Origin of the sequence: Corallococcus macrosporus DSM 14697 (assembly GCF_002305895.1) — a bacterium.
GTDB lineage: Bacteria > Myxococcota > Myxococcia > Myxococcales > Myxococcaceae > Myxococcus > Myxococcus macrosporus.
Genome location: NZ_CP022203.1, coordinates 6,161,675 through 6,181,475 on the forward strand (window position 1 = coordinate 6,161,675; position 19,801 = coordinate 6,181,475).

At 70.2% G+C, this 19,801-nt stretch carries 15 protein-coding genes and 1 tRNA gene; 5 read left to right on the forward strand and 11 right to left on the reverse strand.

Going from position 1 to position 19,801, the window contains the following annotated elements; genetic code table 11:
• Window position 1 precedes the first annotated feature (1 nt).
• Both MYMAC_RS24600 and MYMAC_RS24605 read left to right on the forward strand, forming a co-directional pair.
• Entirely contained in the window at window positions 2-379 is a 378-nt protein-coding gene (locus MYMAC_RS24600) for a 2Fe-2S iron-sulfur cluster-binding protein (RefSeq protein WP_013941555.1), read from the forward strand.
• 83 nt (window positions 380-462) lie between these two features.
• Window positions 463-546 (forward strand) — tRNA-Leu (locus MYMAC_RS24605).
• 56 nt (window positions 547-602) lie between these two features.
• On the opposite strand, the gene MYMAC_RS24610 is transcribed toward MYMAC_RS24605, so the two are convergent.
• Window positions 603-1,694 carry a lysylphosphatidylglycerol synthase transmembrane domain-containing protein gene (locus MYMAC_RS24610; RefSeq protein ID WP_095959857.1) on the reverse strand — a complete coding sequence of 364 codons (1,092 nt, stop codon included), beginning with the start codon at window positions 1,692-1,694 and terminating at the stop codon, window positions 603-605.
• Window positions 1,691-3,253: an alkaline phosphatase family protein gene (locus MYMAC_RS24615; RefSeq protein ID WP_239989646.1), complete on the reverse strand. Its 1,563-nt coding sequence runs from the start codon at window positions 3,251-3,253 to the stop codon at window positions 1,691-1,693. Before MYMAC_RS24615 ends, MYMAC_RS24610 begins: the two co-directional genes overlap by 4 nt.
• A 257-nt stretch (window positions 3,254-3,510) precedes the next feature.
• On the opposite strand from MYMAC_RS24615, the gene omp85 reads away from it, so the two are divergent.
• Window positions 3,511-4,596, forward strand: a complete 1,086-nt coding sequence (omp85, locus tag MYMAC_RS24620) for an Omp85 family outer membrane protein (RefSeq protein ID WP_095959858.1) — start codon at window positions 3,511-3,513, stop codon at window positions 4,594-4,596.
• 3 nt (window positions 4,597-4,599) lie between these two features.
• Here omp85 and MYMAC_RS24625 read toward each other — a convergent pair whose 3' ends face one another.
• Both MYMAC_RS24625 and MYMAC_RS24630 read right to left on the reverse strand, forming a co-directional pair.
• Complete coding sequence (locus MYMAC_RS24625; RefSeq protein WP_239988989.1) at window positions 4,600-6,162, reverse strand: ArnT family glycosyltransferase; 1,563 nt, start codon at window positions 6,160-6,162, stop codon at window positions 4,600-4,602.
• Between the two features lie 270 nt (window positions 6,163-6,432).
• A complete protein-coding gene (locus MYMAC_RS24630) occupies window positions 6,433-7,581 on the reverse strand; it encodes an IS4 family transposase (protein ID WP_095961673.1) in 1,149 nt (382 codons plus the stop codon).
• A 99-nt stretch (window positions 7,582-7,680) separates the two neighbouring features.
• Between MYMAC_RS24630 and MYMAC_RS24635 the strand changes: the two genes are divergently transcribed.
• A complete protein-coding gene (locus tag MYMAC_RS24635; protein ID WP_239988990.1) occupies window positions 7,681-9,915 on the forward strand; it encodes a pyridoxal phosphate-dependent decarboxylase family protein in 2,235 nt (744 codons plus the stop codon).
• Between the two features lie 205 nt (window positions 9,916-10,120).
• Here MYMAC_RS24635 and MYMAC_RS24640 read toward each other — a convergent pair whose 3' ends face one another.
• The 6 genes from MYMAC_RS24640 to fni all read right to left on the reverse strand — a co-directional run bounded on the left by MYMAC_RS24640 (window position 10,121) and on the right by fni (window position 16,631).
• Window positions 10,121-10,855 carry an endonuclease/exonuclease/phosphatase family protein gene (locus tag MYMAC_RS24640; protein ID WP_095959860.1) on the reverse strand — a complete coding sequence of 245 codons (735 nt, stop codon included), beginning with the start codon at window positions 10,853-10,855 and terminating at the stop codon, window positions 10,121-10,123.
• A gap of 344 nt (window positions 10,856-11,199) precedes the next feature.
• Window positions 11,200-12,279: a mevalonate kinase family protein gene (locus MYMAC_RS24645; protein ID WP_095959861.1), complete on the reverse strand. Its 1,080-nt coding sequence runs from the start codon at window positions 12,277-12,279 to the stop codon at window positions 11,200-11,202.
• Window positions 12,279-13,265 (reverse strand): diphosphomevalonate decarboxylase, encoded by a 987-nt coding sequence (gene mvaD, locus MYMAC_RS24650; protein WP_095959862.1) that lies wholly within the window; start codon window positions 13,263-13,265, stop codon window positions 12,279-12,281. The genes MYMAC_RS24645 and mvaD overlap by 1 nt, the downstream gene beginning before the upstream one ends.
• An 8-nt stretch (window positions 13,266-13,273) precedes the next feature.
• On the reverse strand, window positions 13,274-14,206 hold the full coding sequence (gene mvk / locus MYMAC_RS24655) for a mevalonate kinase (RefSeq protein WP_095959863.1): 933 nt from the start codon (window positions 14,204-14,206) through the stop codon (window positions 13,274-13,276).
• Between the two features lie 4 nt (window positions 14,207-14,210).
• The gene (locus tag MYMAC_RS24660; protein ID WP_095959864.1) at window positions 14,211-15,539 is read right to left on the reverse strand and encodes a hydroxymethylglutaryl-CoA reductase, degradative; all 1,329 of its coding nucleotides are present in this window, start codon (window positions 15,537-15,539) and stop codon (window positions 14,211-14,213) included.
• Between the two features lie 33 nt (window positions 15,540-15,572).
• Window positions 15,573-16,631: a type 2 isopentenyl-diphosphate Delta-isomerase gene (gene fni / locus MYMAC_RS24665; protein WP_013941567.1), complete on the reverse strand. Its 1,059-nt coding sequence runs from the start codon at window positions 16,629-16,631 to the stop codon at window positions 15,573-15,575.
• Between the two features lie 153 nt (window positions 16,632-16,784).
• Between fni and MYMAC_RS24670 the strand changes: the two genes are divergently transcribed.
• Complete coding sequence (locus tag MYMAC_RS24670) at window positions 16,785-17,204, forward strand: hypothetical protein (RefSeq protein WP_204816938.1); 420 nt, start codon at window positions 16,785-16,787, stop codon at window positions 17,202-17,204.
• A gap of 33 nt (window positions 17,205-17,237) precedes the next feature.
• On the opposite strand, the gene MYMAC_RS24675 is transcribed toward MYMAC_RS24670, so the two are convergent.
• Window positions 17,238-19,745: a TonB-dependent receptor family protein gene (locus MYMAC_RS24675; RefSeq protein WP_095959865.1), complete on the reverse strand. Its 2,508-nt coding sequence runs from the start codon at window positions 19,743-19,745 to the stop codon at window positions 17,238-17,240.
• Window positions 19,746-19,801: the final 56 nt, after the last annotated feature.

The window sequence follows — 19,801 nt, forward strand, 5'->3', positions numbered from 1 at the left end:
CGTGCCCAAGGTGACTTTCAAGAGCCCCCTGGCCGAGGTCAGCGCCGACGTGCCCACCGGCACCACCCTGCTGGACGCCGCCGAGTCCTGCGGCGCCCAGGTGGGCCATAGCTGCGGCGGGGTCTGCGGCTGCTCCACCTGCCATATCTGGGTCCGCAAGGGCCTCGACTCGCTGAGCGAGCAGACGGACGCGGAGGCGGACCGCCTGGACATGGGCTTCGACGTCCGCCCCTACTCCCGGCTGAGCTGCCAGACGGAGCTGGGCGCCGAGGACATCGTGGTCGAAATCACCGAGGAGTCCCTCACCGCCTTCATGGACGAGAACCCCGTCCTGCGCCGGTCCCTGGAGGCCGAGGGGAAATGGCCGCTGAAGAAGTGAGGTTGTTACGTAGTGCTTGACGGGGCCGGGCAGTAGCTCTATACGTCCGGCCCATCGCAGCGCCGCACCGCGATGCCCCACCTGCCCAGGTGGTGGAATTGGTAGACACACTAGATTCAGGGTCTAGCGCCTGCAAGGGCATGGAGGTTCGAGTCCTCTCCTGGGCACAAAGTTGAGAAGGGGCCCCGGTTTCAAACCGGGGCCCCTTTTCGCTTTTCAGGGGTCAGGTCCGCGCGGGCTCCACGGCATCGTGCGCCACGTGGTGCGCCGCCTCCCGGGCGAGGCTGCCGCCCTTGCGCAAATCCCGGACGCGAATCTTCCGCAGGTGGACGGAGATGGCCCCCACGGCGACCTGGCTGATGACGGTGCCCAGGTGCGTGAGCGTGGAGAAGGCCGCCGCGTCCTCCGGCGAGGCGCCGAGGCTGCGGGCCGCCCAGCTCGTCACGAAGTAGTAGATGCCCATGCCCGCCGGGACACCCGGGAGCGACTGCCCCAGGGAGATGGCCCCCAGCACCACCGCACCGGCGAAGAGGCCCCCGGAGATGCCGATGCCTTGGAGCGCCAGGCCGTAGGCCAGCGCGGAGGCCAGGACCGGCCCCACCGAGTAGACGAACACCTTCGCCATGCCGGTGAAGGAGCGCGCGGTGCCCAGGCCCTCGCTGACGTGGTGAAGGAAGCCCACCACCCGGGGGAGCTTGTGGCGCTTGTGCAGGGCGAAGGCGAGCGGACCGGACCAGTGGGCCAGCAACACCACCAGCGCGACCAACCCCACGCAGAGTGACACGGCCACCTTCAGCTCGCCTTCGAAGCGGGACAGCGTCTGGCCGAAGGGGCCCAGCAGCGACAGCGTGACGAGCAACATCAACGCCGCGAACTCCATCAGCTTGCAGACGCCCACCGAGCCCAGGCAGCGCAGGAAGGGGATGCGCTGCGTCCGGGACAGGAGGAAGGAGCGCATGATTTCGCCCAGCTTCCCCGGCAGCGCGTTGTGGACGAAGGCGCCGATGGCCACCAGGTGGTAGCGCTCCTTGAGGGGCACCGGCCGGCGGAGGGTGCTCTGCCACTGCACGGCGCGCAGCGGGATGAGCGAGGCCTGGAGCAGCATGAAGGGCACCAGCCACACGAGGTGGCCGGGCAAGTCGCGCACGAACTGCCCCAGCGGGAAGCGCGGCTGGAGCAGCGGGCCGGGGCCGCCGCTCAGGTTCCACTTGAAGAAGGCCGTGGAGAGCAGGACGACGGACAGCACCAGCCCGAAGACGGCGAGCAGCGCCTTGAACAGGGCCCGGCCTCCGGCGCGCCTCGCCCTCCCCTTCACGGCACCAACCGGAGTCGAGGGGTGGTGTCGAGGTACGCCGCCGCGAGCCGGTCATGGAGCTGCGTGCAGTGCGACAGGTTTGAGAGGTCCACGGGCGCCTTGGCGGGCCAGCACACCAGGCTGTTGGCCTCCGTGCGCGTCAGCCCGCCGTGCGAGCCGAACTCCCAGGCGAAGCCCACGGTGCCGCCGCGCTTCACGGCTTCGCCGAAGAGGACGAGGTCGCCCGCGGTGGACATCGTTGGCAGGACGCGGAGGAAGTCCGCCACGGCGCGCTTGCTGAACTCGGGGGACAGCGGAGCCCTGTCCAGGGTGTCCACCGAGTAGACACCGTCGCGCACGAGCGCCACCGCGCTGTTGCCCCGGCGCAGGGCGACGAGGCCGAGGTCCGGGCTCCGCGTCACCCGGGCCAGGATGTCGGGGTGGCGCGCGAGCAGTGACATCGCCTCCATCGGCCGAGGCTCGCCGGACAGGTACACGTGGGCGAAGTTGCCGCACTCGACGGCCACGGGAGCGAAGGGCGCGCGGGGCCGGGTGTCCGGCTCCGGGTCTGGCCGTCCATCACAGAGCCCGCGGACCACCTCGTCGGAGAGCGGCCCGTCGCCGTGGGGCGCCGTCAGCCACTGCTCCAGGTGCTGCCCCTTCCGCTGCTCCCAGGGCAGGCAGTCCACATGCCCGTGGTCGGAGAGGAAGACGACGTCGTAGGGCTGCTTCACCGCCCCCGCCACGGCGTAGAGCTCCGCGAGGTAGCTGTCCACGCGGTGCAGCTCGGCGCGGGCCTGCTCCGAGCGCGGGCCTCGGCGGTGGGCCACCTCGTCGTAGTTGCCATACACCAGGTAGATGACGGGCACGCCCCGCGCCATGTCCACCAGGGACTTGGTGAAGGCGAAGCTCCAGCCCAGCCGCTGGAGGAAGACGTGGCTGAAGAGGTAGGCCGGTTCGTGGCGCCAGTCGTGGAGCCCGCGCGCCCAGTGCATGACCTCGCGCGCCGAGGCCCAGGTGTCCATGCCCAGGGTGCGCAAGTAGTCCCAGACGCCGCGCGTGCGGGCGCTGAGGAGCCCCATCATCTCGTAGGAGAACGCGTGGGACATCTGCTTGAAGCTGGCCAGCGTGCTCATGCTCAGGGCGTTCTCGGCCCCCGCGCGGAACAGGGAGAAGTACCCGTGGCCTCCACCGTCCAGCAGGCTGGCGCGGCCCGAGCCGCGCAGACGCCGGTCGATGGTCAGCGCGTCGGACGGGGTGTTCATCCGCACCTTGCGGCCCAGCTCGCGGTCGAACCACGAGTACGCCGGCAGGTTGGAGTGGCGCATGCCGTAGAGCAGGCCGGCCTGGAAGTACGGCGTGGAGGTGGGGGCGCCCCAGAAGGCCTCGTCCAGATGGAAGGCTCCGGAGCGGATGAGCCGCGACAGGAAGGGCATCCGTCCCGAGACGAGGGCTTCGTCCAGCAGGCGCTTCGGGACGCCGTCCAGGTGGACGATGAGCAGCTTCCTCGCCCTGCGTGCGGGCGAAGGAGGCACCTTCTCCTGGACACGGCGCACGAGGCCGTGGGCCCACAGGTGCATCGCTGGTGGAATCACAGCGCTCACGGTGTCGCCTCCCCTCCTCCGGCAGCCAAGATGAGCACTTGAGAGGCCAGCCGCCCCGGAGTGTGAGCCGCCCTCCAGCAGGGCAGCCGGGCAACCGCGGCGGCTTATGGGCGCGGGAAGAAGCGCCGGAGGTCATGCGTCCTCTGCCATCCCCCCGCATGCTCCTTCCCGTCACGGCCGTCCTCCTCGCCAGCCTGAGCGCTTCTCCGGCAGCCCGAGCGCGACCCGCGCCCGTGAAGACCTCCGGCTTCGACGCGATTGCCATTCCCCTGGTGAGCTTCAGCTCGGACCAGGGCATGGGCTACGGCGCCGTGGGTGGGATGTACCTGTATGGCGCCGGGAAGGAGCCCTATGCGCACGCCCTCAGCGCCCAGGTGTTCTTCAGCAACCGGGGCGTGCAGAGCCACTCGCTGCGCTACGACGGACCGAGGCTGCTCGGGCCGCTCCGCGTGGAGGGCCGCCTGGACTACCGGCGGGAGCTTCGCAGCCCCTTCTTCGGCGCGGGCAACCAGTCCGCGCCGGAGTTCCGCGGGGACGTGAACAACGAGCTGTACAACTTCGACAAGGGCACGCCGGGCTTCTGGCTGCGGCTGCGAGGCCACCCGTTCGGAGAGGAGCACCCGCTCCAGTCCTACGTGGGCTACGGCTGGCGGCACATGCGCGTGGCGGCCTACGAGAAGTCCCTGCTGTCGCGGGAGAAGCCCCTGGGCATGGACGGCGGCAACATGGGGCAGTTGCTCGCCGGCATGCTCTGGGACACGCGCGACAATGAGTCGGACCCGCGCGAGGGCGGCGTGGAGGAGCTGTCGCTGCGCATCTCCGGCAACGCCACGGGCAACCGCTACCACTACGTGGGCCTCACCCTGAGCGAGCGGCGCTACTTCGCGCTGACGTCACGCCTGACGCTGGCGCACCGGATGACGCTGGACCTGCTCTTCGGCGACGTCCCCTTCTACGAATGGAGCAACACCGGCGGCGTCAACGTGTCCGAGGGCATTGGTGGCATGAACAGCGTGCGCGGCATCGAGCGCAACCGCTTCGCGGGGAACATCAAGGCGTTCATGAACACGGAGCTGCGCTACCAGGCCGCGCAGTTCCGGGTCTTCGGTCAGCCGTTGAAGCTGGGCGCCGTGGCCTTCATGGACCTGGGGCGCGTGTGGCACCCGGGCGTCGCGGACGGCAAGTGGTGGCACTGGCATCCGGGTGTCGGCGGAGGCGTGCGCTTCTCCCGGCGCGCGGCGGTGATTCGCATGGACTACGCGGTCTCCACCGGGTCCGGGCGGCAGCGCTGCTACGTCACGTTCGGCCAGATGTTCTGACGTTCAGGGCTTGCGCTTCCACACGTCACCGTCACGGGTGAAGTGCTCGTCCACCCAGCGCTCACTCGCAGCGGACAACTGCCACTCACCTCGGCCGAGGAGCACCAGGGCGTCGCAGCGCGCGAGCATCGGCAGCACGGTGCGCTGGGTGCGGTCATCCGCGAAGGCAGCGGCGGCGGAGGCGAATCGCGATGGGCCATCCAACGCGTCATGCAACATGAGGCCGTAGGGGTCGACAAGGGCCGGGCTCCCCACGGGCAACCCTGGCAGACGCCCCGCGGCGATGGCCCAGGCCGGTTCGAACGCGCAGAGCGGAGCATCCGGCGGCACGGCGGCGCGAATCGAGCCGCCTATCGCCAGGAGCCCACGCTCACGCTGATTCGCCGACCGCAGCGCCACGGGGAGCGCGGAGAGCGCGGCAAGCCCCACCGCCAACGTCACGGCCGCCGCGAATCGCCGTGAGTGCCGCTCCGCCCGGAGCAACAACTGCGAAGCCCCAAGCCCGGAGAGCAGGGCCGCGGCAGGCGCGAGGCCCGCGTTGTACTGGCCCCAGTAGCTCTTGGCCGACAAGAAGGCCGCGACGGTCAGGAGCCAGGCGGCGGAGAAGAGCCGCTCCGCGACCGCGTCTCGTCGCCGCAGCCGCCCCAGCGCCACGGCGAGCCCCAGGAGGCTCAGCAGCGCTCCCCCCCAGTGACTTTCGCCCAGCATGGTGAGCAGCCTGCGTGCCGTCGACAATTCGCCATCCGGGGGCCGCATCACCTGGAAGCGAAGGAGTCCCTCCAGCATCGGCTCCGCCGCGAGCACGAGAAACGGCCCCAGCCAGATGAGCCCCGTGAGGGCGGCAGTCCCAATCACTCGAACGGCACGGCGCCCTTCCCCGCCCAGGCAGAGCGCCCACACCACCGCGAGCACCCAGACACCCGCGGTCAGCTTGATCGCGCATGCCGTCGCGAGCAGGACACCCGCGCCGGCGTCCTGACGCCAGGAGCGACGCCCGGTAGCAGGGAGCAGCAGCACCCACGCCATCCCCAGGCACGTGAGATTCAGCAGCGGCTCCAGGAAGAATCCCCGCTCGGTGGCGGCCGCCTCTGGATGGACGGCGTAAACCAGGGCCGCCACGATGCCCGCGCGCGTCCCCCAGTGGGACTGCGCGATGCGGCCACACAGCACCGCGCTCAACGCGCCGAGGACAGGGACGAACCAGCGCGCCACCGAGAAAGCCGTCGCCGCATCGACGACGCGGGTGAGCGCGGCCACCGGGGCCCACAGCAACGCGACTCCTGGCGGATGGACGAAGAAGTAGTCGCGGTAGGGCAGGACGCCATGCGACAGGAGCGCGGCGGCGCTGAAGTAGACGCCCTCGTCGTAGTCCACCGGGTAGCCCAGGGCCCCACCACGATGGAAGAAGCCCGCAACGCGCAGGAGCCAGGCCCCACCGCCCACCAGCAGCAGCGGCGCCCAGGGCAGGTGCAATGCGTTCGAAGGAGGAGTCTGGAAGTCGCCGGTGCGCACCAACCGGGGCGCGTACCAGACGTGCGCGTGTGTGTCGAGTCGGACGCGTTCCACGGGAGGTCGCCGCCCGCCCAGCCCTGAAGGGCAAGCGACTGTCATGAACCGACGGCAGCGCGACGTGACGAGAGGGATTGAAAAGTCATCCTGTATATGTGAGCGCGCCCGCGGCCACCTGCCAATCCGCGCATCTGGCAACGGCAATCCCCCGCCGTAAGGAGCCTCACATGGCCCACAAATCCCAGCCGGACTACTCCAGTCGTGCCCTGGACGGATTGAAGCAGGATTTGCGTGAACGCCTGAAGCTGAGCCGTCCCCTCATTCGAATCAAATGAAGCCGAATGCCTCGCGGAAGACGGCCTGCTCGCGGATGAGCTCGGCGAATTTCTCCATGAGGGGGCGGAGCCACTCCTCTCGCATGTTGGCGAGGGCGCCGTAGTAGATGATGCCTTGCCGAAAGAGAGAGTACTCGCGCGTCTTACGGGTGTCGGCGCGGAACTTCCTGTCGAGCCCCGTCGCTTCGCCCGCAGCGCCGAGCAGCGTCAGCAGCGCCATGGCGAAGGCGGACAGCAGCAACAGTCTGTCGCGGCGCTCGCAGGTGCCGATAGCGATGGCGGACAGGCCCATGCCGAAGCGCAAGTCCTTGATGTCCCGGTGCGTCTCCTCGCAGGTGAATCGACGTCCGTAGGCCTTCACCAACTCGGTGGCAGTGGCTTCCTTGCTGCTGGCCGCCAGAAACCAGGCCTCTTTCATTCCCTTCTGGTGCACGCAGACGACGGCACCCACGCCGAAACGGGCCTGGGTGACGCGCGCTCCGCGCAGCAACTTCGGACGGCCCGTCGGGGGCACCCACTCCTTCGCCTTGTGCACCTCCCCTCCGGCACTTTCGACGTGCACGACGCCACGAAAGCGAATGACGTAGCCGAAGCTGAGTCTGTCCAGCAATTCATACAGGGCGACGTCTCCGAATCCTCGGTCCGCGAGCACCGTCACCTCCACGTCGGAGGGCAGCACCTGGTGCAACCGCTCCAGCAACGCGTCCTCATGGGCATTGCGCTGCCCGGCCAACTCGCTCTTGGGCACCGTCTTCCACAGCAACGGCGTGGCGCGGCCGTGGCGGGTGACAAGCTGGATGGCGACCGTGGTGTGGTCGTCCGACTCGAAGTCCGTCCAGTCAATGGTGACTGTCACCGCTTTGCGCTCGGCCACCACGAAGGGCACCCACTGCGCGAACAGTCGCCACACGTCGACGCCAGAGTTGGACAGCAGTCGGTCCACCTGCTTGATGGCGTGCTTGCCTTCCAACCCCCGCGCCTGGGAGAGCGCCAGTCCGATGGCCCTCACCGAGAGGCTGGCGGCGTGCACGGCGCCCAAGGTGGCATTGGACAGCGACAGCACACGCTTGGCATGGGTGTCCGGGCCGACGGCTTCCTCAATGAACCGATGCACCTCGGCGTGCGTTATGGATTTCGACATGCTCCGCACGATGCAGGACAACCTCTGGCGCCGAAAAGCGCGCGCCTCACTGCCGCTTCCCGCGCTGCTCCGGCACCAGCCAACCGCTGGGGACGGCCCTTGACGCTCGGCTCAAATGAGGGGACGACTCAGCGCCTGAAGAGCAACCAGCTCGCGCACAGAGAGCTGCTGTGGGAATCCACCCGCGGCCGGGAGGCACCGAGCGAAAACGAGCGGGACGTCGAGGCCTGGTTCCTGGGCCCTCGGGCGGAGAATGCAGACGTCTTCGAGCAACTGGTGCTGGAGGCCCTGAGGGACCACGCCTTCTGGCGCCGGAACTTCCACCCGATGGACCCGCCGGCCATCACCCAGAGCATCAAGCGGGACCCGGGCTACCTGCGGGCGCTCGACACGCTGCACACGGAGTTCGACAACCTCCTGGCCGAGCTGAAGAAGTCCGCGCCGTTCTTCAGCATGCGCTACCAGGGCCACATGACGTGGGACCAGACGCTCCCGGGCATGGCGGGCTACTTCGCGGCGATGCTCTACAACCAGAACAACGTCGCGCTGGAGGCCTCGCCGCTGACGACGGTGCTGGAGGTCCGGGCCGGCGAGGACCTGTGCCGGATGGTGGGCTACACCCAGAAGAATGGCATCCGCCCCTGGAGCCACCTGACCAGCGGCGGCACCACCGCCAACATCGAGGCGATGTGGGCCGCGCGGAACCTGAAGTTCTACTGCCTGTCGCTGCGCGAGGCCATCCAGCAGGAGTCCTCACTCTCCGCCGCGAAGGCCCTGCAGGTGACGCTGCCCTCGGGGAGCCGGGCCCGCCTGCTCGACCTGGACACCTGGCAGGCCTTGAACCTGGAGGTGGACGAGGTGCTGGGCATCCCCACTCGCATCCAGGAGGAGTTCTCCATCCCCGTGGAGACCCTGACGGCGCGCGTGAGCAACTACATGCTCCAGGACCTGGGGCTCGTGGAGTTCACCCGGCGCTACCTGGGCGACCTCAAGGCCCCGGTGTTCATCGTCCCTGGCTCCAAGCATTACTCGCTGCCGAAGGCGGCGGCGATCCTGGGCATCGGCGCGGACCACATGCTGAGCATCCCCCTGGATGAAGAGGGGCGCATGGACGCCGCGGCCCTGGAAGCGCGGCTGGACCAGTGCGACACGGACAAGCAGCCCGTCATCGCGGTGACGGCGGTGCTGGGGACGACGGAGGAGGGGCTGGTGGACCCGCTCGCGTCCGTGCTGGCGCTTCGCCGGGAGAAGTACCATCCCCGGGGGATGTCGTTCTGCGTGCACGCCGACGCGGCGTGGGGCGGGTACTTCGCCTCGCTCCTGCGCGCGCCGCCGAGCACCGGCCCGGGCCGCGAGGGCCCTCCGGCGCCAGCGCTGGCCCTGAGTCGCTACGTCACGGAGCAGTTCGAGGCCATCCCGGAGGCGGACACCATCACCGTGGATCCGCACAAGACGGGCTACCTGCCCTACCCCGCGGGAGCGCTGTGCTACCGCAATCAGTCCATGCGCAGCCTGGTGGCCTTCGAGGCGCCCTACATCAACACGGCGGGGAGCCAGGAGGACCTCACCGTGGGCAAGTACGGCATCGAGGGCTCCAAGCCCGGCGCGGCGGCGGCGGGCGTGTACCTCAGCCACGCCGTGGTGCCGCCCGACCAGCGCGGCTACGGGAAGATCCTCGGGAGGGCGCTCTACAACTGCAAGCTGTTCCATGCCCGGCTGCTGATGATGAACGCCGTGACGAGCGACTTCGTCGTGGTCCCCGGCCCGCGCTTCAAGCTCTCCGAGCCCATGAAGCGCAAGTACGGCGGAGAGAAGCAGGCGCTGGAGGTCCTGCGCCACCAGATCGAGGGCGTGCGTCAAGATCAGCTCTTGATGGCCTCGGGCGAGGAGGAGCTGGAGCTGCTGCGTGAGACGGGCGCGGACCTCAACATCCTCACCTACGCCTTCAACTTCACGACGGGGAATGGCCTCAACCCGAGCCTGGAGGAGGCGAACACCTTCAACCGGAAGATCTACGAGCGCCTGGGCGTCAAGGCCGACGGCCGGGACATCTACGGCTACCGGCTGTTGGTGAGCACCACGGACTTCATCGAGGAGGACTACGGCAAGAAGTTCTTCGATGACTACAAGACGCGCCTGCTGGGCAGCGGCGCGGCGGCGGGCCGAGGTGAGGAGGGCCGCATCACCGTGCTCCGCTCCGTCATCATGGACCCCTGGATTACCGAGGACCTCCAGCGCCGGCCGTTCCTCGACACCATCATCGAGGAGCTGCGCGCGGCCGTGGTGGACGCGCTCAACGAGATGCGCGGCACCGCATCGAAGCGCCACCGCTAGGTTCGTTTCGGGGCGGGGCCCGCCGGACGAGGGCCCTGCCTCACGGACGCGGCAGCGCTACGAATGGCTAAACCAAGGCAACTGGATGAAGAGGGCTTGGAGGCGGACCCTCCGCCGACAACCTGCCCTGCCCCTGACCACCCAGCGGGACGACACCGCCGGGCCCTTGCTTGATGCCCATCTTCCGTCAGCCGGACGCGCGCGCTCAGTACTGGACGGTCGCGGTGTACGCGAAGTGGTCGGAGCCGTACTTCTCCAGCCGCTCGGCGGGGCCGGTGCCAATGCCCTGGCTGACGTAGATCTGATCGATGGGCACGCCGGAGACCCCCGCCGTGCGCAGATGATTCATGCCGGGGATGTCCTGCGACAACTGACGGTTGAAGTCACCGACCAGGACCACGGGCAGGCCACGGCCGCGCAACTCCCGGACGACCTCGCGGACCACGGAGTTATGCGTATGCCAGCGCGCCTGGCGATCGGGATTCTGACCGTTCCATGCACCGGAGATGTAGTGCGTGTTGATGAACGCCAGCTTCGCGCCGGTCTGCTTGTTCTTCAGCACGACCCAGTTGACGAAGCGCGCGGGCGTCACGCCAGCTTCGCCTTCGTGCGTGAGTCGAGAGCCGTCGCCGGTCTTCTCGTACTTGTTCTTGCGCCAGGAGATGGCGATGGAGTTGCGGGCGGCGAGCCGCTCCGCGCCAGGCCGGAAGTGAGCGTAGTACTCGAGCGCTTCGAGCTTGTTGTGCCCTTCCGCGGTGCTCACTTCCTGCCAGCCGATGACATCCGCGAGCGGCCTGAACGTCGCCTGCCCACGCAGCGTGTTGTGCGTCGCGACGGTGGTGGTCGTGGCGGCGAGCGACTCGACCTCCCCCTCTTCGGCGGGCAGAACTCCCACGGACACCAGCAGACTGAGGACCACTGACGACAAGAGCTTCAGCATGATTCCCTCGAGGATGTGAACGGCGAGTTATTCAGTTGCGTCGATGCGACCGGCCATGCGAACTCGAACCAGTCGCCGCTGTACACCGTGCCCGACTGAGCACCCGCGGCATCGATGACGTAGACCTTCGGCCTGATTCTCTCCGAGGCGGGAAGTCCCACACCGGGATTGTCGCAGGGCGCGAAGAAGGAATGCCTCCAGCGAGTATGTCGACGCCACGTCATGAACGATAGACGTGTCCGGAATGACACGGGCATTGATGACTGGGACACGTCACCGCAACCAACGTGTCTGTGTTTTTCCCGCCACGGCAGACAAGCATCCGCCGCCAGGAAGTGACGCGCTCAGTCCAGCGCGTCCACCCACGTCCGCAATCGTGGCTCCAACTGCGCCTCACCGCGAACACCGGGCTCCGCGTCCAGGGGCAGCGTGTGGAAGCCACGCGCCGCCAATCCCTTGCACATCTCCGCGCGGACCTGCGCATCCGGCGCGAACAGGATGCAGCCGTCCCCGCCGCCCGCGCCGGACAGCTTGCCCGCCGCGCCGTACGTGGCAGCCAGCGCCAACACGCGCCGCATGCCCTCCGTCTCCAGCGGCCCCAGCTCCAACAGCAGCGCGTGCTGCGCCTTCACGGCCTCGGAGAAGGCCCGGAAGTCACCGCCGCTCAGCCCGTCCTCAATCGAGTGGCCCAGCGTGTCCGAGCGCTCCACGAAGCTCCGGCGGCCCGCCTCCTCCAGCCGGGCCTCCACCTGGCCAATCAGCACCCGCGTCGAGGCGCTCTCGCCCGTGAAGGCATACGCCATGGACACCCGGGGCAAAGGCAACCGCCACACGTCCACCGACGGAGACTCCGCCAGCGCCGCGCGCAACCGGCCGCTGTTGCTCGCCTCAATCAAGGGCGCCACGTCGTAGCGCCGGTAGCGCAGCACGCCTCCGGCGAAGCTCGTCGCCACATCCCCGCCGCTGCCCTTCCCGCCCTGCCCCAGCGTGTGCGCCAGCAGCGCCAGCTTCAGCGCGTCGTAGCGCTCCTCCAGCACGTAGCGCACGCCCTCCGCCGCCAGCACCGTCGCGCACGCACTGCCGCCCATGCCCAGCTTCTGTCCATTCGGCCCCACCGCGGACGGCGCCACCGCCAGGTCAAAGCCCTGGCTCGCCCGGCCATGCGCCCGCAGGGCCTCATCCAGCGCCCGCGCCACGAAGGCGAACCCCGCCGGCACGTCCCGCGCCCAGCGCACGCCCAGCGGCGTGGTGCTCCCCGCCAGCGTCCCCTCCTCCAGGCACACGTGCACACGGGCATCCGCGCGGCGACGGACGTACGCGGCGGTGCGCGGCGCCACCGCGGCCAGGCGCGCCACCCCGCCCCACAGCACGGCGTACTCGCCGGAGAGGAACAGCTTGCCCGGCGCGGAGAGGGCGCGCTCCATCAGAAGAGGTGCTCCGCCTTCAGCTCCGCATCACCGCCGGGCACGCAGCGAATCACCTCCACCGCGCCACACGCGCGGGCCAGCGCCTCCGCGGCCACCTCGTGCGCGGCGTCCGTCAGCAGCACCGGGTTGGGCCCCGCGTCCAACGTGAACCACACCGGGATGCCCTTCTTGCGCTGCTCCTTCAGGTGCTGGATGAGCGCCAGCGTGCCGGGGCTCATGTAGCTCAGCGGCGGATTCGCGGCGAAGGACGTCGCGTGCATCCGCCACGCGTTGCGCTCACACAGCTCGCCCAGGGCCTGCAGGTCGCGCTTCGCGATGTGCTCACGCACCTGCACCACCTCCGCCTCCGCGTCCTTCACCCACGCCGGGTAGTACGGGCTGGTGTCCACCGTGTGCTTCATCCCGTCCCGCGACTTCACCTCTTTCTCGCCGCGGTCGATGATCGCCACCACCATGCGCAGGTCCGGCCAGTGGGCCGCGTCGAAGCGCTGCACCGCGAAGCTGTCCTCGCCATCCGGACGCTCGCCGCGCTGCCACTCACAGAAGCCGCCCTGCACGCTCCGGCACGCGGAGCCGCTGCCCAGCCGCGCCAGGATGCTGGCCGCGCGAGGCTCCGACGGCAGCCCCGCCGCCGCGCGCCCCGCCACCGCCAGCGCCGCGAAGCCCGCCGCGCTGCTGGCCAGCCCCGCCGCCATGGGGAAGTCCCCGCGCGACACCACCTTCGCGGGCCCCAGGTCGGCCTTCGCCTGGGCGCGCACCGTCTCCAGCAGGCGCAGCACGCGGTCGCGCTCGCTGCCCTTCGCGGTGTGGCCGTTGAGCTCCACCTGGTCGCTCGCGGCGCCGAACTCCACCGTGGTCGTCACCGACAGCGGCGACAGCGTGAGGGACAGGCTGGACTGATGCGGAAGAATCAGCGCGTCATCCCGCTTCCCCCAGTACTTCACCAGGGCGATGTTGGGATGCGCCAGTGCTGTGGCTTTCATGGGAAGACTCACGACGCCCGCGGACCCGCGAGCTGGCTGCTGAAGCAGCGCACGCCCATCCGGCGGAGCTTCGTCACCACCGGCTTGGGCTCGAGGAACAGGCCGATGACGGCCCCACCATCTCCACCCGCTCCGGTCAGCTTGGCGCCCAGCGCCCCCAGCTCCCGGAGCCGGTAGACCATCTCTTCCAGCGGCGGCGACGACAGGCCCAGCGCCGCCAGCAGGCCCTGGTTGACGTTCATCGCGTCACCCAGCGCCTCCAAATCACCCGCCGCCACCGCCTTCGCGCCCTCCGTGGACACCCGTCCGATTTCCGTGAACAGGCGCTCGTAGCGCGACGGCCAGCGCGCCTGCCGCTCACGCAGCGCGCCCACCGTCTTCTTCGTGGGGCTGCGCTCACCCGCGAGCGTCACCACCACGTGCAGCGGCCTGGGGCTGTCCACCACCTGCCCCGTGCCCTTGGCCGCCCCCGGCTTGCGCCGGTAGAGGACAAGCTGCTCCATCGCGCTCGTCGTGTGGTCCAACCCCGACGGCGCGCCGTGGAACTCCTGCTCCATGGCCCACGCCACGCGCACCGCGTCCTTGTGCGAGGGCTCCGCCCCCGCCGCCTGGAGCAGCAGCCGCGCGCACGCCACCGACAGGGCCGCCGAGCTCCCCAACCCCACCGCCAGCGGCAGGTCCGCCTCCAGCGACACCTTCACCGGCGGCGCGCCCGTCACCTCCGCGGCGCGGGCGAACGCCGCCGTGAGCTGCGCCCGCTGCGGGCGGCTCAACGTGGCCGGAAGCGAGAGCTGACACGACTTCGCGGGAACGGCACGCGCCGTCACGCCCTGCGACAAGGGCCCGGCCAGGGCCGGGTGCCCGTACACGACGCTGTGCTCACCCAACAGGATGACCTTGCCGGCGCCAAAGGCCGACAAGGATTCAGTGCGAGGAGCCACGGCGTCAGACGTTGGTGCCGGTCGCGGCCGCGGCATCCTCGGCGGGGAGGGCGGCCAGCAGTTCGCGGGCCTTCTCCACCTTCACGTGGCCCGCCTTCACCAGCAGGTTGGCGATCTTCTCCACCCAGTCGCCCCGCGCGCCCGCCGTCACCGCCACGCAGCGCGCGTGCATCGCCATGTGGCCCTTCTGGATGCCCACGCTGCCCAGCGCCCGGAGCGCCGCGAAGTTCTGCGCCAGACCCACCGCCGCGATCACCATGGCCAGCTCGCGCACCGTGGTGGTCTGCATCAGCTTGAGCGCCATCTGCACGCCCGGGTGGATCTTGATGGGCCCGCCCACCGTGCCCAGCGCCATGGGCAGCTCGATGCGGCCCACCAGGTGCCCCTCCTCCAGGTACCAGGTGGACAGCGGCCGGTACTGCCCGTTGCGGCAGGCGAACGCGTGCGCGCCCGCTTCAATGGCGCGCCAGTCCTGCCCCGTGGCGATGGCCACCGCGTCGATGCCGTTCATCACGCCCTTGTTGTGCGTGGCGGCGCGGTACGGGTCGGCCTCCGCGAAGCGGCTCGCCTGGGCGATGCCCTCGGCGATCTCCTCGGCCGGCATCTCGAAGTCCGCCAGCAGCGGGATGGGGATGCGGCACATGGCCCGCGCCAGCCGGCGGTCCGCCAGGTTGGAGAGGATGCGCAGATACACCTTGCCACCCGTCACCTGCTCGACGAGCGGCGCCACGCCCTCCGCCATGGTGTTGATGAGGTTGGCCCCCATCGCCTCCTGGGCGTCGATGATGAGGTGGACGATGAGCAGCGGCTCGCCGCGCGGGCCCTCGGGGGCCGGCAGCACGCGCACCTCCACGTCCTTGGCCCCACCGCCCCGCGCGACCATCGCCGGGTGGAAGCTGTTGGCCAGCGCGAGGATCTGCTCCTTGTGCGCCAGGATGCGCTCGGTGGCCACCGTCGGGTCGCCGTAGCGCGACACCTGCACCTGGCCAATCATCAGCGACGGGTCCGCCTCGCCAATGAAGCCGCCCGCCTCCCGGACGATCTTCGCCGCGAAGGACACCGCCGCCACCACGGACGGCTCCTCCACCGCCATGGGCACCAGGTAGTCGCGCCCGTTGACCTGGAGGTTCAGCCCCAGGCCCAGCGGCAGGGAGAAGGTCCCCACCGCGTTCTCAATCATCTGGTTCGCCAGGACAGGCTGGAGCGCCTCCGAGCCCAGGAGCTGCTGCAGGTCCTCGGGCGTGAGCCGGAACATGCGGGAGAGGTGCGCGTGGCGCTCCTCCATCGGCAGCTTGTGGAACCCGGGAAGCCGGGACGTCACGGTGTCAGACATGTTCTTCCTTCCAGACTTCGGCGCGGCCACCCTCTACAGCGCCGCCAACCAATCCTTCAACTCTCCGGTGACCACCCGGGGCCGCTGTCCCAGTTCAGCGCAGCTTCTGCTTCCCGTCAGGACCAGCGCCTGACGCAGCCCGGCCAGGATGACCTCCAGCGCCGCCTCCGCCGCGGGGAGACCGCCCGCCTGCTGCGCGCGGAACAGCGGCAGCGCCATGCCGGCCAGGTTCGCGCCCAGCGCCAGCACCTTGGCGGCGTCCAGCCCCGTGCGCAGGCCGCCGCTCGCCACCAGGTGGACGTCCGGGCCCACGGCGCGCCGCACGGTCGCCAGGGCCGCCGCCGTGGGGATGCCCCACGCGCTGAACTCCGCGCCCACCTGGGCCTGTACGCCCGAGGCGCGAAGTTGTTCCACGCGCACCCAGGACGTCCCGCCCAGGCCGGACACGTCGATGTTCCGCACGCCCAGGTCCACCAGCCGCCGCGCGACGTCCGGGCCAATGCCGCAGCCCGTCTCCTTCACCAGCAGCCGGTCACCGAAGGCGCGCACCAGCAGCTCCACCACGCGGTAGCCGCCCCGGAAGTCCCGGTCGCCTTCCGGCTGCGTCAGCTCCTGGCCCGCGTTGAGGTGCAGCGCCAGCCCGTCCGCGCCAATGCCGTCCACCAGCCGCCGCGTTCCGTCCACGCCCAGCCGGATGGCCTGGAACATGCCGATGTTGCCCAGGAGCGCCACCGTGGGCGCCACCTGCCGCACCTGGAAGGAGGCCGTCCGAGCGGCGTCCTCCGACATGGCGCGCTGGCTCCCCACGCCGAAGGCCAGGCCATGACGCTCGGCGAGCTGCGCCAGGTCGCGGTTCACCGCCCCCGCGCGCTCCGTGCCGCCCGTCATCCCGGTGACGAGCAACGGGTAGCGCAGCCGCTTGCCCAGGAACGGCGTGGACAGGTCCACGTCCTCCACGGACAGCTCCGGCATCGCGCAGTGAACCAGCTTCACGCACTCCAGGAGGGTGCTGTTCCCCGAGGGCTCGACGTCACCCGTGGCGCAAAGGTCGAGATGCGCGTCCTTGCGTCTGGCTGTGATGTCATCGCCCATCTCGCTGGAGTCCGGTCCGCCCTGGGGAGGGAAAGCGCGTAAGTGCCTGAATGGCCGAAGTTTCCTAGCAAGCACGGCGGCCAAGGCGCAAGCCAAAGGACCCCGGTCGGTCGGTGCGGGAGTGTGGGTGGACGCTGACGGCTGGTGGGCGGTATGAGCGCCGGCGTGAGCCCCCCACCGACCCACGTGGTTGTCTTCCTGCACAGCGGCGACTACGACCGCGTGCACCAGGGCCTGTCCATCGCCGCCGCGGCCGTGGCGTCGGGCCGCAAGGCGGAGGTGTACCTCTTCTGGTGGGCCCTGGAGCGCTTCCTCCATGGGACGCTCGACGAGCCGGACTTCCTGGGTCGCGACGACGTCACGAACCGCTTCGAATCACGCGGCATGCCCACGTTGCGCGCGCTGCTCGCACACCTGACGGACTCGGGGCTGTTCACCCTGGCGGGCTGCACGGGCTCGCTCGGCGCCCTGGGCGCCGAGGCGCGGGCGGACGCCAGTGGCATCGCCTTGTGGCTGGGTTGGAGCGCCATCCTCCAGCGCACCGCGGGCGTGACGGACCGCTTCTATCTCTAGAAGCGCGGCGCCGCCCGCGGTGGTGTCCGGGCCTCAGATGCCCAGCTTGACGCCCACGATGACGGTCCGCGGCGCGTTGGGCCGGGCGCCGTAGGGGCGGCGCGACACGATGGCCTGCTCGTCCAGGATGTTGCGAGCGCTCAGGTAGAGCTGCCCCCAGCGGGAGAAGTGCCAGCTCGCGTTGACGTCGAAGGTCAGCAGCGCGTCCGTCAGCTCGCCCGGGGGCGCCTCGCCCTGCCCCGCCCTCTCGCGCATGGCGTCCACGTAGAAGGCGCTCAGGGCCAGGCCGCCCCAGGCCGTCTCCACGCCCGCGGTGGCGTAGAGCTGGTGCCGGGGCACGTAGGGCAGCTCGTCGCCCGCGCGCACGTTGCCGAACTGCGGGTCCGCGGACTGGAAGGCCTCGCGCAGCCGCGTGCGCGTGAAGGTGTAGGACAGCGACACGGGGAACGTCACCCCGCCGCCCGGGCGGAAGGTCTTCTCGCCGAAGACCTCCAGGCCGTAGATGTACGCCTTGCCCGCGTCCGTCTGCCGGTCCAGGTCGTCGTTGAGGCAGCCGCTGGAGAAGGTGCAGATGTCGGTGAGGTTGGAGTAGTCGTTGAAGAAGCCCACCGCCTCCAGCCGCTCGCCCCGGCGCGTCCACCGGGCGCCCGCCTCGTAGTTGATGCTCTTCTCCGGCAGCACCGCGTCCGGCTGTCCGGGCGCGGGCGGCGAGAAGCCGCGGTAGGCCCCGGCGAACAGGCCCAGCTCGCGCGTCAGCGCCCCGTAGACGCCCATGCCCGGCATGAGCACCTCCAGCGCGCCATGGGACTCGGCGCCCGTCAGGCGGTTCGAGGACTCGGAGCGGATGATCTCCAGCCGCACGCCCGGCGTCAGCACCAGGGGGCCCCAGCCGATGGCGTCCGTCGCGTGCAGGGCGACGGCGTGCGTGGCGTCCTTGTTGTCGGCCGTGGTGTACGTGGGCTCGCTGGTCCGCACGAGCTGGCCGCCCTGCATGAGGAAGGCGTCCTCGGTGTGGAGGCGGCGGATGCGGTCGTAGTGGAAGCGCGCGCCCAGCTCGAGGTTGTGGCTCAGCGACCCGGTGTTCGTCGTCCAGCGGGCGATGCTCTGGAGGCCCTGGGACACGTAGGTGCGGTCGTTGGGGCCGATGAGCAGCGCGTCCTGGGCCGACGCCGTGTCCAGCTCGCCGGTGAGCACGCCGTAGTAGATGGCGTTGCGCGCGCTCGTGGGGTCCGCCAGCACGCTGGCGATGGAGGCGCCGCGGAAGCGGTTCACCTTGCGCCACGCCCGGCTCAGGTCCTGCCGGTAGACGGACGTCGTCACGGCCAGCCCGCCCGCTTCGAGTTCGTGGCTGAGCACCACCTGCGTGCGGTGCCACTTCATGTGGTCCAGGGCGCTGGCGACGTAGCGGCGCAGCGGCGCGGCGGCGAAGTCCGCGTCGCTCAGGCCCAGGTACGTCTCGTTCGAGTCCTCGTCCGAGTAGCCCAGCTTGAGCTGGAGCGTCTGGCGCACCGGCCCTTCCGGGACGAGCTGGTAGCGGCCCTTGGCCATCCACTCGTTGCGGGTGAAGCCCGTGTCGCCGCCCACGGTGTCCAGCTCCTTGAAGCCGTCACTGCGCAGGTGGACGCCCTCCAGCAGGAAGCCCGCGCGCTCGGTGCTGGCGCCGAAGACGCCGTGGGCCTTGCCGTAGAGGTACTCGCCGCCCGCCACGTCCAGCCACGCCGTCTCCGACGCGGGGATGTCCCGGGTGATGAACTCCACGGAGCCGCCCACCGTCTGCGGCCCCTGCTGGATGGCCGAGGGCCCCTTCAGCACGCGGATGCTCTGCATGCGCGTGGCCAGCGGGAAGTAGTAGGCCGCCGGCGCGGAGTACGGCGCCGGGCCGAAGAGGATGCCGTCCTCCAGCAGGGTGACCTTCTTGGCGCGGTCCGGGTTGACGCCGCGCAGGCCCACGTTCGGGCGCAGGCCGAAGCCGTCCTCGCCACGGGAGTACACGCCAGGCACCGTCTGGAGGATGGCGGCCGGGTCATCGCGCTCGAAGCGCTCCAGCTGCGCGGGCTTCAGGACGTGGATGGAGCCGCTGGTGCGCGCCTCCGACGTGCCCACCACCACGCTCTCGAACTTCTTCTCCACCCGCTCCGGCGAGGGTTCGAGTACCAGCGGCTCGCTCGCGGCGGCGAGGGGAGCGTCGCTCGCGGGCGCCTCCTCGGTGGCGGCCAACGGTGGCTCCGGCGCGGCGGCGACGTCGGGGGCGGCCAGCGGTGGCTCCGGCGCGGCGGCGACGTCGGGCGTTTGCGCCGTGTCCGACGCGGCTGCGGTGTCCTGCGCCGGCGGCGACTCGGGAACCCCGGCGGCGGCGTCCTGCGCCGGCGGCGACTCTGAAACCCCGTTGGCGGCGTCCTGCGCCAGCGACGGTTCGGGAACCCCGGCGCCGTCATCCTGGGGCGGCTCGGACTGTGCCGCGGCCGGAGAGGCCCATGTCAGCAAGAGCGCCGGAACCGTCCAGCTCCGCGCCCGCATCCACTTCTGCTCGAACAGTGCCATCTGAAGCGTTTCGACCTTTCAAAAGCCAGGAGCCGGAGGTGGCGGCCCGCCCGCGC

Bases quoted from the DNA above. Each gene is read 5' to 3' on its own strand.
- MYMAC_RS24615 (WP_239989646.1), bottom strand. From the start codon at position 3,253: ATGCACCTGTGGGCCCACGGCCTCGTGCGCCGTGTCCAGGAGAAGGTG.
- MYMAC_RS24630 (WP_095961673.1), bottom strand. From the start codon at position 7,581: ATGTCGAAATCCATAACGCACGCCGAGGTGCATCGGTTCATTGAGGAA.
- MYMAC_RS24640 (WP_095959860.1), bottom strand. From the start codon at position 10,855: ATGCTGAAGCTCTTGTCGTCAGTGGTCCTCAGTCTGCTGGTGTCCGTG.
- MYMAC_RS24645 (WP_095959861.1), bottom strand. From the start codon at position 12,279: ATGGAGCGCGCCCTCTCCGCGCCGGGCAAGCTGTTCCTCTCCGGCGAG.
- mvaD (WP_095959862.1), bottom strand. From the start codon at position 13,265: ATGAAAGCCACAGCACTGGCGCATCCCAACATCGCCCTGGTGAAGTAC.
- MYMAC_RS24660 (WP_095959864.1), bottom strand. From the start codon at position 15,539: ATGTCTGACACCGTGACGTCCCGGCTTCCCGGGTTCCACAAGCTGCCG.
- fni (WP_013941567.1), bottom strand. From the start codon at position 16,631: ATGGGCGATGACATCACAGCCAGACGCAAGGACGCGCATCTCGACCTT.
- MYMAC_RS24670 (WP_204816938.1), top strand. From the start codon at position 16,785: ATGAGCGCCGGCGTGAGCCCCCCACCGACCCACGTGGTTGTCTTCCTG.
- MYMAC_RS24675 (WP_095959865.1), bottom strand. From the start codon at position 19,745: ATGGCACTGTTCGAGCAGAAGTGGATGCGGGCGCGGAGCTGGACGGTT.